The 14,857-nt window shown below is 61.2% G+C and carries 16 protein-coding genes and 2 tRNA genes; 6 read left to right on the top strand and 12 right to left on the bottom strand.

Going from position 1 to position 14,857, the window contains the following annotated elements; all coding sequences use genetic code 11:
- Positions 1-467 precede the first annotated feature (467 nt).
- Positions 468-2,165: a methyl-accepting chemotaxis protein gene (locus CI15_RS14070; RefSeq protein WP_062128721.1), complete on the bottom strand. Its 1,698-nt coding sequence runs from the start codon at positions 2,163-2,165 to the stop codon at positions 468-470.
- A gap of 222 nt (positions 2,166-2,387) precedes the next feature.
- Between CI15_RS14070 and CI15_RS14065 the strand changes: the two genes are divergently transcribed.
- Positions 2,388-2,461: transfer RNA gene (locus tag CI15_RS14065), tRNA-Gly, on the top strand.
- A 122-nt stretch (positions 2,462-2,583) separates the two neighbouring features.
- On the top strand, positions 2,584-3,393 hold the full coding sequence (gene trmB / locus CI15_RS14060) for a tRNA (guanosine(46)-N7)-methyltransferase TrmB (protein ID WP_062128719.1): 810 nt from the start codon (positions 2,584-2,586) through the stop codon (positions 3,391-3,393).
- 68 nt (positions 3,394-3,461) lie between these two features.
- Here trmB and CI15_RS14055 read toward each other — a convergent pair whose 3' ends face one another.
- The 3 genes from CI15_RS14055 to CI15_RS36080 all read right to left on the bottom strand — a co-directional run bounded on the left by CI15_RS14055 (position 3,462) and on the right by CI15_RS36080 (position 5,384).
- Positions 3,462-4,298 (bottom strand): undecaprenyl-diphosphate phosphatase, encoded by an 837-nt coding sequence (locus tag CI15_RS14055; protein WP_062128717.1) that lies wholly within the window; start codon positions 4,296-4,298, stop codon positions 3,462-3,464.
- A gap of 90 nt (positions 4,299-4,388) precedes the next feature.
- Positions 4,389-4,982 (bottom strand): DUF1439 domain-containing protein, encoded by a 594-nt coding sequence (locus CI15_RS14050; RefSeq protein WP_062128716.1) that lies wholly within the window; start codon positions 4,980-4,982, stop codon positions 4,389-4,391.
- 102 nt (positions 4,983-5,084) lie between these two features.
- Positions 5,085-5,384 (bottom strand): YkgJ family cysteine cluster protein, encoded by a 300-nt coding sequence (locus CI15_RS36080; protein ID WP_062128714.1) that lies wholly within the window; start codon positions 5,382-5,384, stop codon positions 5,085-5,087.
- 91 nt (positions 5,385-5,475) lie between these two features.
- Between CI15_RS36080 and hemN the strand changes: the two genes are divergently transcribed.
- The 3 genes from hemN (at position 5,476) to CI15_RS14030 (ending at position 7,842) form a co-directional block, all read left to right on the top strand.
- Complete coding sequence (gene hemN / locus CI15_RS14040) at positions 5,476-6,861, top strand: oxygen-independent coproporphyrinogen III oxidase (protein WP_062128955.1); 1,386 nt, start codon at positions 5,476-5,478, stop codon at positions 6,859-6,861.
- Positions 6,862-6,984: 123 nt separating this feature from the next.
- A tRNA-Leu gene (locus tag CI15_RS14035) sits at positions 6,985-7,069 on the top strand.
- A 200-nt stretch (positions 7,070-7,269) separates the two neighbouring features.
- Positions 7,270-7,842, top strand: a complete 573-nt coding sequence (locus CI15_RS14030; RefSeq protein ID WP_062128712.1) for a tyrosine-type recombinase/integrase — start codon at positions 7,270-7,272, stop codon at positions 7,840-7,842.
- On the opposite strand, the gene CI15_RS14025 is transcribed toward CI15_RS14030, so the two are convergent.
- From CI15_RS14025 to metC, 8 genes are all read right to left on the bottom strand, one after another.
- Entirely contained in the window at positions 7,823-8,047 is a 225-nt protein-coding gene (locus CI15_RS14025; RefSeq protein WP_161950038.1) for a hypothetical protein, read from the bottom strand. The genes CI15_RS14030 and CI15_RS14025 overlap by 20 nt on opposite strands.
- Positions 8,048-8,082: 35 nt before the next feature.
- On the bottom strand, positions 8,083-8,559 hold the full coding sequence (locus CI15_RS37685) for a hypothetical protein (protein WP_241495838.1): 477 nt from the start codon (positions 8,557-8,559) through the stop codon (positions 8,083-8,085).
- A 244-nt stretch (positions 8,560-8,803) separates the two neighbouring features.
- A complete protein-coding gene (locus CI15_RS14015) occupies positions 8,804-9,220 on the bottom strand; it encodes a DUF4279 domain-containing protein (RefSeq protein ID WP_062128709.1) in 417 nt (138 codons plus the stop codon).
- Between the two features lie 10 nt (positions 9,221-9,230).
- Positions 9,231-9,953 carry a hypothetical protein gene (locus tag CI15_RS14010; RefSeq protein ID WP_241495840.1) on the bottom strand — a complete coding sequence of 241 codons (723 nt, stop codon included), beginning with the start codon at positions 9,951-9,953 and terminating at the stop codon, positions 9,231-9,233.
- 291 nt (positions 9,954-10,244) lie between these two features.
- The gene (locus CI15_RS14005; protein ID WP_062128704.1) at positions 10,245-11,015 is read right to left on the bottom strand and encodes an amino acid ABC transporter ATP-binding protein; all 771 of its coding nucleotides are present in this window, start codon (positions 11,013-11,015) and stop codon (positions 10,245-10,247) included.
- A complete protein-coding gene (locus tag CI15_RS14000; RefSeq protein ID WP_082814212.1) occupies positions 11,012-11,662 on the bottom strand; it encodes an amino acid ABC transporter permease in 651 nt (216 codons plus the stop codon). Before CI15_RS14000 ends, CI15_RS14005 begins: the two co-directional genes overlap by 4 nt.
- Positions 11,663-11,664: 2 nt before the next feature.
- A complete protein-coding gene (locus tag CI15_RS13995; RefSeq protein ID WP_063910537.1) occupies positions 11,665-12,504 on the bottom strand; it encodes a transporter substrate-binding domain-containing protein in 840 nt (279 codons plus the stop codon).
- A 39-nt stretch (positions 12,505-12,543) separates the two neighbouring features.
- Positions 12,544-13,707: a cystathionine beta-lyase gene (gene metC, locus CI15_RS13990; RefSeq protein ID WP_062128702.1), complete on the bottom strand. Its 1,164-nt coding sequence runs from the start codon at positions 13,705-13,707 to the stop codon at positions 12,544-12,546.
- Between the two features lie 101 nt (positions 13,708-13,808).
- Between metC and CI15_RS13985 the strand changes: the two genes are divergently transcribed.
- Entirely contained in the window at positions 13,809-14,801 is a 993-nt protein-coding gene (locus tag CI15_RS13985; RefSeq protein ID WP_241495837.1) for a LysR substrate-binding domain-containing protein, read from the top strand.
- Positions 14,802-14,857 lie beyond the last annotated feature (56 nt).

Raw genomic sequence — 14,857 nt, 5'->3', positions numbered from 1 at the left:
TTTTTCGCGTCACACGCTAATTAAGCTTTTGCAACATTTTGAAATGACGCAAAGATGTATACGGCACGCTTTCACGTGTCTTTAGTTTTCATTCGCGATTTTTTAATGAATGGCGCGAACGCTCATTATTTTTATGCGTAATGAATTGAATTCGCTAAGGGCGAGCCGATGCGACATCGGAAATTGCGCTGGAGATTCAATGAATCGGCGACCTCATGGGTGCCTGAACGATGCCTGAAGCGTAATGAACGCAAGTAGATTTGCGCGGCGTGGGACATCGCTCGCACGCGTTACGGCATCGAAGAATTCGCGGGAAATGACGCGCTCTACGTCTACGACCGTTCTAATTCACGGACGCAAAAAAGGGATCCGGCACACGCAGCAGCATCGCAGACTCGCGGCGCTGAAATTCAAATTGAACTTCAGCGCGATTCGATCCCGCAACGCCTAGGTCCCCTAGGCTGTACTTAGAACGTATTCCAGTCACTATCCACGGTTTCGGCCACGCGCTTCGGCGTCGCGGCCACCCGCTGCGTTTGCGCCGCATTGTTCGCAAGCGCTGCCGCCGGCTGTTTCGGCGTCGGCGCGCGTGAAACGAAACTCCGGCTATCGCCTGTCCGAAACACCGACACCGTCTCCTTCATCTTGCGCGCCTGCGATTCGAGCGATTGCGCGGCCGCCGCGGCCTCTTCGACGAGCGCCGCATTCTGCTGCGTAGTCTCGTCCATCTGCGTGACGGCCTGGCCGACCTGGTGGATGCTGCGGTTCTGCTCCTCGGAGGCCGTGGCGATCTCGCCGACGATATCCGACACGCGGTGAATCGCGTCCTTGATATCCGCCATCGTCGCGCTGACTTCGGCCGCCTGCTGTGTGCCGCCCTCGATGATCGCGGCCGAGGTCGTGATCATCTCCTTGATTTCCTTGGCCGCGCTCGCCGAGCGCTGCGCGAGATTGCGCACCTCGCTCGCGACCACCGCGAAGCCACGACCCTGCTCGCCTGCGCGCGCGGCCTCGACCGCCGCGTTCAAGGCAAGAATATTGGTCTGGAACGCGATGCCCTCGATCACGCCGGTGATCTCCGAGATCTTCGTCGAACTGCCACTGATCTCGCCGATGGTCCGCACCATGCCCTCGACGGCGGTGTTGCCGGTGTTGGCGACCTGCGCCGCCTGAGTCGCGAGCGCACTCGCGTTGCGCGCGTTGTCGCTGTTGCGGCTGACGGTCTGCGTCAACTCCGACATGCTCGCCGCGGTCTGCTCGAGCGAAGCGGCCTGCCCTTCGGTGCGCGCGGACAGATCGATGTTGCCGCTCGCGATCTGCTGCGAGGCGATGCTGACCGACTCGGCGCTTTCACGGATCGAGCCGATCGTCGTCGCGAGACGCTGCTGCATGTGCGCGACCGCGCGCAGGATGCTGCGCCCGTCGGTCAGGTCGGTGTGCAGGCGCTGGCTCAGGTCGCCGCTCGCGATCTGCTCGACGACCTTCGCGACTTCGGCCGGTTCGCCGCCGATCTGTCGCACGACCGCGCGCGTCACCAGCAGCCCGAGGCCGATCGCAATCGCGACGCCGACGACCGCGCAGCTGGCGATCCACCATGTCACCGAACGAACCATCTCGACACCGTTTTCGACGCGCTGTCGGGCCAGTTCGTCGCGCACGTCCGACAGCTTGATCATCAGCGTGCGCAGCTTGACGTGCAGCGGGTCGGTGGTCGATTTGAGCTCGGCGAGCGCGCCGGTCTGATCGCCCTGGTCGGCCAGCGCCATCACTTTGGCGACCGAGCTCATATAGGCGGGATAGGCGGCGTCGAAGTCGCTTAGCAGCTGCTTCTGCGCGTCGGTGGTCGCGTGCTTGCGCTCGTAGTCGAACGCCGAGAGGATCGCCGCTTCACCACCGTGATTCAGGCGCACCGTATCGGCGCGGCCGGCCGGCTCCGGATTCAGGATGTACGAATAGAGACGGCGGAAGTGCGAAGCCGCCTGCCACGCGGCGGTGCCGTCGTCGCGCACCGGCACGAATTCGCGGTCGTACATCTCGGTTTGCATCGTCGCGACTTCGCGCACCTTCAGCACGCCGACCGTGCCGACGATGGCCGTCACGAACGCGCACAGCATCAACGAGCCGACCAGCTTCTGGCTCAGTTTCAGATTGGAAAACCACTGCATCTTGGGAAAGTCTCTCGATCGGAATGGGGAGCGCCGGGGCGTGCTGGCTTGCGGTTGCGAAAGCGCACGGTGTTGGGCGGCACTCGGGTTAACGGCAGGCGCAGACCGGCTCTGAAGGCCAGTGAGGCTCGCTCCGGCGACGCAAAACAAGCGCCGCCAGGACGCCGCATCCGGCCTCACCCCTCCCCAAACGACCCAAAGCCCTGTAAAATCGCGAGTTCTGCGGGCGTCGTATAATGGTAATACCCTAGCTTCCCAAGCTAGAGCCGTGGGTTCGATTCCCATCGCCCGCTCCACTTTCCGGCTGAGGGTTCGGCCGAATCCAGCAAGAGCCGCCTCCCTGCAGGCGGCTTTTTTGTAGTGGCGACGGCCCGGCACAGCGCGCAAGCCGCGCGCCCCTCCCCTTCCAGCATCGACGATGATCCACGATCCCAACGACTCCGGCCTGCCGGACGACTCCCCGACACCGCTCGGCGCATCCGCCGACCAACCCACCGGCAATGAGACGGACCACGTCGAAGGCACGCCAGACGCGACATCGGCGGATACGCTGTATCACCGCCGCATCCGCAGCTTCGTCACACGCGCGGGTCGCGTGTCGACGGGCCAGCGCCGCGCGCTCGACGAGCTCGGCCCGCGTTTCGTCGTGCCCTACGCGCCGCAGCAGCCCGACTGGACCGGCGTGTTCGGCCGGCAGGCACCGCGCATACTCGAGATCGGCTTCGGCATGGGCGCGACCACGGCGGAGATCGCCGCGCACCGTAGCGACGACGACTTCCTCGGCGTCGAAGTCCACGAGCCCGGCGTCGGCGCGCTGCTGAAGCTGATCGGCGAGCAGACGCTGACGAACATCCGCATCATCCAGCACGACGCGGTCGAAGTGCTCGAGCACATGATTGCGCCCGACAGCCTCGACGGCGTGCACATCTTCTTCCCCGACCCGTGGCATAAGGCACGTCATCACAAGCGCCGGCTGATCCAGCCGAAGTTCGTCGCGCTGCTCGTGTCGCGCCTGAAGCCGGGCGCGTATCTGCATTGCGCGACCGACTGGCAGAACTACGCCGAACAGATGCTCGACGTGCTCGGCGCCGACCCGCTGCTCGAGAACACCGCCGATGCCTATGCACCGCGGCCCGACTATCGTCCGGTCACCAAGTTCGAGCGACGCGGTCTGCGCCTCGGCCACGGCGTGTGGGACCTGGTGTTCCGCAAACGCGACCCCGCGTAACTCGACGAAACAGTCAGCCAGCAAAAAGGTCCGCCTAAGCGGACCTTTTTTTCATTGCACGGCCGACCTCAATCGGCCCAGCTCAAGCCGCCGCTATAACCAATCAGCAGAATCAGCAGGCCAAAGCCGATCCGGTACCACGCGAACACGGTGAAGTCGTGCGACGCGACGTAGCGCAGCAGCCAGCGCACGCAGACGAACGCGCTGACGAATGCCGCCACGAAACCGAGCGCGAAGCTGCCGAGCGCATCGGTGCTGAGCAGGTGCCAGCTCTTGTAGAGCTCGTAGGCGGTTGCGCCGAAGAGGATCGGAATCGCGAGAAAGAATGAAAACTCGGTCGCGGTGCGGCGCTCGATGCCGAACAACATGCCGCCGATGATCGTCGAGCCGGAGCGCGAAGTCCCCGGAATCAGCGCGAAGCACTGCGCGAGGCCGACTTTCAGTGCGTCGAGCGGACTCAGGTCGTCGATGCTGCGCACCCGCACTGCCGCGTCGCCGCGCGCACGCTGACGCGCTTCCGCCCACAGGATCACGACGCCGCCCGCCACCAGTGCGAACGCGACCGGCACCGGCGAGAACAACACCTCCTTAATCGATTTTTCGAACAGCAGGCCCAGCACGATCGCCGGAATCGTCGCGATGATGACGTTCAGCGTGAATCGACGCGCCTCGGGCCGGCTCGGCAAACCCACGATCACCTCGCCGATGCGGCGGCGAAACTCCCAGCACACGGCGAGAATCGCGCCGAGCTGGATCACGACATCGAAGGTCTTCGCGTGCTCGTCGGAGAAATCGAGCAGACTGCCGACGACGATCAGATGCCCGGTGCTCGACACCGGCAAAAACTCCGTCAAGCCCTCGACCACGCCGAGAATCAATGCCTTGCAAGCCAGTAGCCAGTCCATCCGTGCCCCTTATCGCGGTAGGTTGACGCAACGAAAAGGGCCGGCACGATCATCGCAAGCATGCACGGCCCTGGCGGCCGCGCGTGCGTGTCATTTTTCGACGATCTGCACGCGTATGCCGTTTGTAAGGATGGTGATTGTACCGGGTTCGTAGTGAACGCCGGCAAATTGCAGTTGCTCGGGTTTGAACGTGTAGATCGGATAGTTGGTCAGCAATTGGGTTGCGAGCAGCGCCGCGGCCGCGTTGATCTGTTGCGTGTACATCTGCGCCTGGCCGTTCACGCTGACGTTGTCGACAGTCGGCGATTTGAGGATCACCGAACGGCTCGCCGCGTCGTACGCAAGTTCGCTCGACAGCGTGAACACGCCATCGACCGGCTGCTGCAGGAGCGGGCTCGCGAAACGCGCGTCGAGCTTCACCGAGACGCGGTTCGCATCGGGCAGCATGCCCACCACCGGATTGCTCAGCGCGACGTCGAACAGTTGCGAGACCGTGCGCTGATACGGGAACTTGCGTTGCACGGCCTCCTGCACCTGCTGCTGCGAGAACGTGTAGTGCGACGGCATGAACGGAAACGTCGGGCTCGCGCAGGCCACGAGCGACAAGGTGATGCCAAGCACGCTGCAGCCGGTCAGCGCTGCGCGCAGAAAGCGGCGCCGGGCGGGCGCTGCGGGTCGAATCATGCGAAATCTCCTGTGGAAGCCCTGGCGGACATCGGCTTGCGTGGACGGATGGGGCGGATGGGACGGATGGGGCGGATGATCGCGCTTATCACGTGCCGCGCGTCATGGCCGGGACGCCGGTTGCGTTTGCGCCTCGAGTTGCGTCAGCCACACCAGCGCTTCGCCGCGCGTCGAGCCGCACATCTCGAGTTGCGGCTGTAGACCCGAGCAGCACGCGGGCCGCTCCGGGCGGCCGAAGATGGCACAGCGCAGATCGTCGCCGAGTTGCACGCAGCGCACACCCGCGGGCTTGCCGTCCGGCATGCCGGGAATCGGGCTCGAAATCGACGGCGCGATACAGCACGCGCCGCAATCGGGACGGCACGCATGACCGTCCAGTGCGCTGTTCAACCTTTGATCCACGTCATCTTTCCTGAACTCAAACCTTGGCAAAGCGTTGCCAGACCCGCATTGTGCCACTGCCCGTTCGTGCGATCTCCTGACCCCCATGCTCATGCCCCCCGCCGACACCTTGTTCCGCCCCGACCTGCTCGCGCGCTACAGCGCGAATGGTCCCCGGTATACGTCCTATCCGACCGCACCGCAGTTCCGCGAATCGTTCGACCCCGCCGACTATCGCCGCGCGACCGCCGACCCCGACGCCGCGTCGACCGATCTGTCGCTGTACTTCCACATTCCGTTTTGCGACACGGTGTGCTTCTACTGTGGCTGCAACAAGGTCGTGACGAAAAACCGTGCGCATGCGCGGCCGTACGTCGAGCGGCTCAAACGCGAAATCGCTTTGCAGGCAGCGTGTTTCGATACGCGTCGGCCCGTGTCGCAACTGCATTGGGGCGGCGGCACGCCGACCTTCCTGTCGCACGACGAGATGGCCGAACTGATGGCCGCGACACGCGAGCACTTCCAGTTGCTGCCCGACGACCAGGCCGAATATTCGATCGAGGTCGATCCGCGCGAGGCGTCGCCCGACACGATCGCGCTTCTGCGCCGCCTCGGATTCAACCGGCTGAGCCTCGGCGTGCAGGACTTCGATCCGCGCGTGCAGCAGGCGATCAACCGCATCCAGCCGCTGGAGATGACTGCGTCGGTGATGCAGGCCGCGCGCCGGCACGGGTTCCATTCGATCGGCGTCGACCTGATTTACGGCCTGCCGCATCAAACGGTCGCGAGCTTCAGCCGCACGCTCGACACGATGCTTGAACTCGCGCCGGATCGCTTGTCGGTGTTCGCGTATGCGCACATGCCGCAGCTCTTCAAGATGCAGCGCCAGCTGGATCCCGCGACGCTGCCGTCGAGCGAACAGCGGCTCGCGCTGCTGCGACGGGTGGTCGAACGGCTGACCGAGGCGGGTTATGTCTACATCGGCATGGACCACTTCGCGCTACCCACCGATGAACTCGCGCGCGCGCAGGCGCAGCGCACGCTGCATCGCAATTTCCAGGGCTACAGCACGCGGGCCGAATGCGATCTGATCGGCTTCGGCGCATCGTCGATCGGCAAGGTCGGCGATGTGTACGCGCAAAACGCGCGGGAACTGCCCGCCTACACCGACGCGATCGACGCGGGCCGGCTCGCGATCGCGCGCGGCATTCGTCTCACCGCCGACGACCGTCTGCGGCGCGACGTGATCACGCAGCTCATGTGCAACCTCGAACTGCGCTTCGACGAGTTCGAAGCGACGTACGGCATCCGCTTCGCCGACACGTTCGCGCCGGAACTCGCGCGTCTGCGTTCATTCGAGGACGACGGGCTGATCTCGCTCGGCGCGCGCAAGCTCGAAGTGCGGATGGCCGGCCGCATGCTCGTGCGCAATCTCGCGATGGTATTTGACCGTTATCTCGGCCAGCAGTCGCTCGAACGGTTCTCGCGCACGGTCTGAGCATCGCTCGCCGCGAACGCGTTGGGGCGGCTCAAAGCGATCGGCTTGCCCGTCGACCGATTTTCGGCCATAATCTGCGTCTTCCTCGCGCGCTGATCTTTCGATGCGCGCACTGCAGTATCTGCCCAGGTGGTGAAATTGGTAGACGCAGGGGACTCAAAATCCCCCGCCGCAAGGCGTGCCGGTTCGATTCCGGCCCTGGGCACCAGATACCCTCCAACCGACTTCAACGGTTCTCGACACAACCCCGCCAGACAAAGCTGAGCGGGGTTTTTGTTTGCTGTCGTCGCCAATGGCTCACCATCGACCGCGACCCCCGTCAGGGGGTTCTTTCGGGGGTTCTCGTGCATCGGGCGCGATGCGGCCAGACAACACCTCCCGCATTAGCGCAAAGCCGGAGGAGCAAACATGGCACGGTCCGACCTCACGATCCGTAACGCCAAGTCGGGGGAAAAACAGCCGAAGCTATATGACGGTGGTGGCCTGCTGCTTGTCACGCCATCGGGGAGCAAGCGATGGATTTTCAAGTACCGCTTCGCTGGAAAGGACAAGAGCCTTGCGCTCGGCGTCTATAAGGACGTGCCGCTTGCCGACGCCCGCGAGAAGCTGGCCGCGAACATTGATCCCAGCGAAGCAAAAAAAGCCGACAAATGCGCCGCCCGCCTGGCCGCATCCAATTCATTTGAAGCCATCGCGCTCACATGGATAGAGGAACGTGCCCAGTCAGTCGAGATTGGCCAGTACGAAAAGACACTGGTGCGCTTCAAGAACGATGCGCTTCCCTGGCTCGGCAAGCGTCTTGTTGCAAAGATTGATGCCCCCGAAATTCTGGCGGTCCTCAAGCGCGGCGGCGCGCGTTTGTTCTTGTTAGCCGTTTTCTCTGGTCACAATAGAGTCGAAGGGTTACACCAAAAGCGCCGTGCCCCTTCCTGGCTTTTACCGTCTGCCACGCGCGAACCGACTAATCTTCCGCAGGTGTAGTTTTGACAAAAGGTTTCATATCGGGGTTGGAGAGGGCAAGCAGGTTAAGTGTGGCAGCCCCAAACCGCTTGGCGAACTCATCGTCCAGAGTGTTGTTGTAGTCGGCAATCGGCAGTTCAAGAGGAAAAAGCCTCTGCGTTACTGCATGCACCTTCTCAGCGGCGAGCGTATACGAGACAAGCGCCTGTTTATCTTCGGACCACATGACCACGACACATCGCCTTTCTGGAATATTCGCCATCAATAGCCTCTGCACTGTTGGTAGTTCTGGAATACTCGCTGCGAACACGCAGCCATAAAGCGTTGACCGCCCTTTGCGCTTCGATAGGCCATGCATTCGGCCATGTGCCTCTCATAGTGCGCAAGACATTCGGCCTCGTGTGCTTCACTCACACCACGCGCCGCCATCGTCGACACGTTACCACTGCTGGCTGAATCGCCAAGCTCGAACGGCTGCGCATCGCTTAGCAGCGTTGAGGCGCCTCGATCGCTAGCCCTGGCTGCGCGCGCACCGGCTAACTGGGCTTGCCAGGTGGCCGGATCGTACTGAACGGATCTCGCGACGAGATTCCTCAACGGCGTACTGCTGTAGGGTGATGGAAACAGGCTCTCGCGCGGGCCTTTAATGGCAAGCCGGACGCCCTTGCGCACATCGTCGAGAAGTGCTTTGATGATCCACCAGCCATCGGTGTCGATGGTTCCAGTTTCGCATACCATGAAATCCCAGCACCTTACGATCAATGAGACGCCTGACCAGCTTCAGGTCCTCCTTCCACCTCCTTTCATTCAGTTCGGCAATACCCAGAAATTCCTGGGTCTCCGCCCTGGCCTTCTCAAGGTCTGCGGCCTTCCCAAGGCACGCCTTGTAGTGCCATTCGTCGCAGATGACATAACAGGCACCCAGCGGGCTCGCACAAAAAAGCCGACTCCCGAGGATCGGCTTGTGCATTCGAGCGAGGCTCTATCGATATTCATCAATCTCAACCGTGCCGCCCATGGCTTCCATCATGGTGCGAATATCGTCGGGCACATCAGGCACGCGGTCGCCGCTCTCGTTATCCCAATAACAGAAGAAACGCATCTGTGCGCCCTTGTCTGCGAGTAGCTGGCGCAAGTCATCTCGCGGCAAATTCAGGCGATCAATAAGATAGCGGAGATGCGGTTCCAGCGAGTCGCTATGAACGGCGGCTTTGCTTCTCAGCCCCCATACGCCGGTACGCCCCGGCACGCTGCTCAATCGCCCCGAGGGAGTCATAAACTGCTTCCCCTTGACTATAGCCGTGTCCGGCGGAACACCGAAATATCTGGTCCAGACCTCAGGATCTAGATCATCCCCGGCTATCGAAAATGATACATGTGCGAGTTGATGTGCGTTCATCGTATGAAGATCAGTTTGCGTAGTCGTGCATATTGCCGATGATGTTTTTTCTAAATTCAACGTCCCCACTATCGTGCCAAATGACATTGTCATCGCCTCGCAGCTTGAGATCATATTTCATCGCATGAACCATGTCGCCAAACGTGTCGCGGTTATACCCCAGCATTTTCGCCGCGTAGTTTGGATTATTCGTGCTCGCGGCGAGTTCAACGACATCGCCGCTCAACGCATCAGGCACATACTCAAACGGCTGCGCGTTGCCGAGCAGCGTTGAGGCGCCTCGATCGCTAGCCCTGGCTGCGCGCGCACCGGCTAACTGGGCTTGCCAGGCGGCCGGATCGTACTGGACGGACCTCGCGACGAGATTCCTAAACGGCGTACTGCTGTAGGGTGATGGAAACAGGCTATCGCGCGGGCCTTTAATGGCAAGCCGGACGCCTTTGCGCACGTCGTCGAGAAGTGCTTTGATGATCCACCAGCCATCGGTGTCGGGGTTCCAGTCTCGCACACCATGAAATCCCAGCACCTTACGACCAATGAGACGCCTGACCAGCGTCAGGTCTTCCCCCCACTTCCTGCGATTCAGTTCGGCGATACCCAGAAATTCCCGAGTCTCCGCCTTGGCTTTCTGAAGGTCTGCGGCCTTTCCAAGGCACGCCTTGTAGTGCCATTCGTCGCAGATGACATAACAGGCACCCAGCGGCCTCTGACAGAACAGTTCCACGGAGTGCATCTCAAATATGGACAAGGACATATGTGTGTCGGCGGTTTATCTGGAGTTGCTGCCCGGATCAGCAGCGATCAGATAAATACCGCGACACGAAATGTCCGTACATGGGCGACAGCCCAAAATCTCCACCGCCTTCGATGAAACAGACTAAAACGCGCCCGCACGCACACGGCGGTTCTGCGCGCCCGCAGTGCGAACGCTCACGGAAAGGACTTGCGCCGCCGATCTACGGCTTTGCCAACCACTGGCGGCACTTGCGCAGCGGCCATGAATGCACACCCCGCCTGTCAACGCTCAGGTCTCGATCAGATGAAGGAACTGCCTGACGCGTGGACTGCTGCCTTCACCAAAGAAGGCTTGCGGTGTCGTGTCTTCCGCGACCACGCCGCCGTCCATGAAAACGACCCGATCCGCGACATCTCGCGCAAACCGCACTTCGTGTGTGACGATCAGCATCGTCATGCCCAGTTTCGCGACGTCGCGCATAACGTTCAGGACATCCTCTCGCAGCGCGGGATCGAGAGCGGAAGTGGGCTCGTCGAAGAATATGACTTCCGGATCCATCGCGAGCGCACGCGCGATCGCTACACGCTGCTTCTGACCTCCGGACAGCCGTGCGGGATACTCGTTGGCTTTTGCCGCCAGGCCAACCTGTGTGAGCAAGCTCATTGCGCGCTCCGCTGCCTGCGCACGGGGAACGCCCTTGACGCTGACAGGACCTTCCATCACGTTTTCCAGTGCTGTCCTGTGTGGAAAGAGGTTGAACGACTGGAACACCATTGCCGTGCGCTGGCGGATCGCGCGAATCTTCTTCTGATGCTCGCGTGACGGTTTCGATGAACCGGCGCATTCGACGTCAATGCCACACACAGTCACGGTGCCGGCATCCGGCATTTCGAGGAAATTCAGTGAACGCAGCAGCGTGGTCTTGCCCGAGCCGGACGGCCCCATTACAACGACAACTTCGCCCTTCGATACACTGAAGTCGACGCCGCGCAATACCGGGTTGCCGCCGAAGGCCTTCGAAAGTCCGCGAACTTCGATTGCCCTGATATCCGTATTCATACAAAACGCCTCGACGAGCGATTCTCGAGGATCGTCTGGACAATCGTGAGAATCTGGTTGATGCCCCAGTAAATGAGGCCGACCATCAGGAACATTTCCATGTAGCGGAAGGTGGATGCGCCGACCTGGTCGGCCACGCGGGTCAGTTCTACGACGGTGATGGTCGAGGCGAGCGACGTATCCTTGATGAGTGCAATGAGGCGGCTGCCGACGGGTGGAATGGCGATGCGTAGGCCCTGAGGGAGGATAACCCGCGACATGGCTTTCCGATAACCCATGCCCAGCGACATCGCAGCTTCCCACTGGCCCTTGTCCACTGCGTTGATGCCGGAACGGAAGTTCTCGCTCAGATACGCTGCCGAGAACAGCGTTAGTGCAAGAAGCGCGGCAGGAACCGGGTCAAGTGTCAGTCCGTAGCGCGGCAAGCCGAAATAGATCAGCAGCATCTGCACGAGCAGCGGCGTGCCACGGAAGATGGAGACGAATGCGAATGCAAACGTGCGCAGTGCGCCTATGCTCGAGACACGGGCCAGCGCGACGAGCAGCCCCAGCGTCGAACCAAGCACGAACGAGGTTAAGCCGAGAAAGAGCGTCATCAGCACCGCGCTGCGCAACAGCGGCAGGGAGCGCATGAAAAGTTCGATCACGATTACTCCTTCTGCGCCTTGGCTTTGGCGATCGTGCCGGCCATGTCGTAATCGCGCCCGACCCACTTCTTCGCAATGGTCTGGATCGTCCCGTCAGCCATCATTTCCGCGATCGCCTTATTGATGGCTGCGCGTAAGGCCGGTTGGCCTTTCACCATAGCCGGCGCTGATAGCTGATAGATCAAGGGTTCGCCTACTTCCTTCACGGGTAAGTGGTTGACGTTGGCGTACTTCATGCCGCCGAAGTGAGAAATGATCACCGCGTCGATGCGCCCACTGCCGAGATCGTTGAAAATGAGCGCCCCATTGTCGTAGGAACGGATATCCGAGTCATTCAGGTGTGCTCGTGCCCATATTTCATTGCTGGAGCCGGTGACCACGCCCACCCGTTTGCCTTTAAGCGAGTCTTTTCCCTTGATGTCGGTGTTGCTCGCGGGTACGAAAATGCGGAAATCCTCCACGCCGTATGGATCGCCGAAATCAACCTGTTGCTCGCGTTCAGGCGTCGGTGTGAGATCGTTCATGACCAGGTCGTACTTACCCGTCTTCAACCCTTCCACGAAGTTCTTGAACGAATCGGCGACGAATACGACATTCGGCACGCCAATGCGCTTGCCGACTTCCCTTGCAATTGCGACGTCATAGCCGACAGGATTATTGCTTTCGTCAAGCATGCTCCATGGTGGACTGCTCTGCGTGTTGGCCACCCGCAATGTGCCGTTCGCCTTCGCCTGAGCCAGCATGTCGGCCGCTCGCACAGTAGCGGGAAAGCTGAACGCTGCGCAAAGCGCCACGAAACTCGCTATCGTGAGAGCGGGTCTCCATCCATCGGTTGTTTTCATCTCGTACTCACTAGTCCAGGTCAGTTGAACGGAAAAATTTCAGGCACCGGTTGCGCGGGTTCGTCTGAATGCGTCGAGACCGCCACACAGGTCTTCAAGCAGCATCGCCGGGTCCTCCAGCCCGATCGAAAGACGCACGATCGGCCGGTCGGTCAGCGGGAACGCGCGCTCGGCCTGCAACGGGGCCGGATAGTAGGCAGCGAGGCTATGCACGCCTCCCCAGCTTGCACCGATGGCGAATAGCTGGAGCGCATCGAAGAACGCGCTGAACGCTGCCTCCGGCGCGGGCTGGAGAATCAGGGAGAAGAGACAACCGCTGCTCGAAAAGTCCCGCTTCCAGATGGCGTGGCCGGCATCCGACAGTAGCGCCGGGAACAGTACCTTGCTCACTTCAGGATGGCGTTCGAGCTCCCTCGCAATCTGCAGCGTCGAGGCGCTCTGGGCGGCGAAGCGGACCTTGAGGGTTTCCAAACCGCGCATCACGAGGAAGCAGTCGTCTGGACTGGTCTGCTGGCCGAGAATGCTCTGCGTCTCGCGCACGGCCGCGTAGTACTGCGCGTCGTTCATGCTGATGCAGCCCATCAGCAAATCCGAATGGCCACCGAAGAATTTCGTCGCTGCTTCAATGCTGAAGTCCACACCGTGTTCGAGCGGCTTGAAAGCAAGCGGACTTCCCCATGTGTTGTCCATCATCGTCAATACACCGTGACGTTTCGCGGCTTCCACGATCGCCGGGATGTCGGGCATCTCCATCGTCACCGTGCCCGGCGACTCGATGCAGATCATGCGGGTGTTGGGCTTGATGTAGTCGCTGATCTCAGCCCCGATGGCAGGCGGATACAGTTCGACTTCGACGTTGAAGTGCGCCAGCCACTTGTCCGCGAACGTCTTCAACGCGCCGTAGCAGGCAGCAGACACGAGCAGGTGATCGCCACCGCGCACGAATCCCATCACGGTCGTCATCAACGCGGACTGACCAGAGGGCGTCACCACGCAATGCGCACCGCCTTCGAGTTCGGCGATACGCTGCTCCAGTTGGCGAGCCGTTGGGGTTCCGGTGATGCCATAGCTGTAACCGTCCGGCTGCCGCTCTTTACGGTGCGCAAACTCGGCCAGAGAATTGAATACGACCGTGGATGCCCGCATCACGGCTGGGGACAGACTGCGGAACGGCTGCGGCGCTTTCTGGTTTTGTCTTGTCATCATGCTCTCGGTGATTGCCTGGCGGCGTATTGACGACTGCAGTTTACTTTCGCCCGAGCTTGCATCAACATCGGAAATAATTAGGTCAATAAGTACAGGTTATGAGGATCAGGGATATCGAAGTGTTCAGGGCGGTCATGACCGCGGGAAGCACGAGCAAAGCGGCTGCCCTGCTCGGCATTTCGCAACCGGCTGTGAGCCAGGCCATCAGGCGTCTGGAAACCATGGCGGACTTCGCGCTGTTCGAGCGGGTACGCAGCCGGCTCGTTCCTACCCAGGAAGCCGTCGCCCTGATGCGGGAGGTAGACCAATATTTCCGCGGATTCGAGGTCATCGAGCATCGAATTCGTAGTTTGCGATCCTACGGATTGGGGCGGCTGGCGGTCGCCTGTCTGCCGGCACTCGGCACAGGTTTTCTGCCTCGCGTCATCGCGGCGTTCGATGCTCCGTCGAAAAACGTGCAAATATCGCTACAGGTAATGAGCTCGCGCGAAGTGCATGAGAAGGTCTCGGCGGGCCAGGTGGATTTCGGCCTGATGTCCGACGAAATGTCGATGGCCGGCCTGGAGCACTCGGTATTCGCGCGTATGCCGGCTGTCGCAGTGATGAACCGGCATCACCCTTTGGCCGCTCGTCCGTTCATTGCAGTCGAGGACCTCCCTGAATTTCCCTTCATTGCGCTGAATCCCGAAGACAGCACGAGGCTTCGCCTGGAAACACAGCTCACAGCGCGCGAGATCCGCCTCAAGCCGGTCGTCGAGACGCCGTATTCGCACACGGTCTGTGAACTGGCGCTCGCGGGAGTGGGTATAGGCATCGCTCATCCGATCGTGACGCTGGACTTCGAGGCCCGAGGTCTCGTCGTGAAGCCGATTGACGTCGAGGTCATGTTCACAGGAGTCCTGGTGTTTCGCCCCGGCACCCCACTCACGGAAACCGCGAGGCAGTTCATGCGGCACATGAGAATGCAGCTTGAACGTGACCAGAAGGCGCTCAAACTTGCGCGAAGCGCTGCGGCGACAGAGAAGGATGAAGCCGCCGTTCGCAAGCGCAGTCGCCAGCATGCCGGGCGGCGAGTCTCCCAAAGCTGCTAGCGCTCTGGCGGCCGATTCTGCGTGTAGCATAGCTACGCTGACCACGGCCGAGTGAC

Origin of the sequence: Paraburkholderia monticola (genome assembly GCF_001580545.1) — a bacterium.
In the GTDB taxonomy this organism is placed as follows: domain Bacteria; phylum Pseudomonadota; class Gammaproteobacteria; order Burkholderiales; family Burkholderiaceae; genus Paraburkholderia; species Paraburkholderia monticola.
The sequence above is the reverse complement of the archived record's forward strand: the minus strand, read 5'-3'. Positions and strand labels throughout refer to the sequence as shown.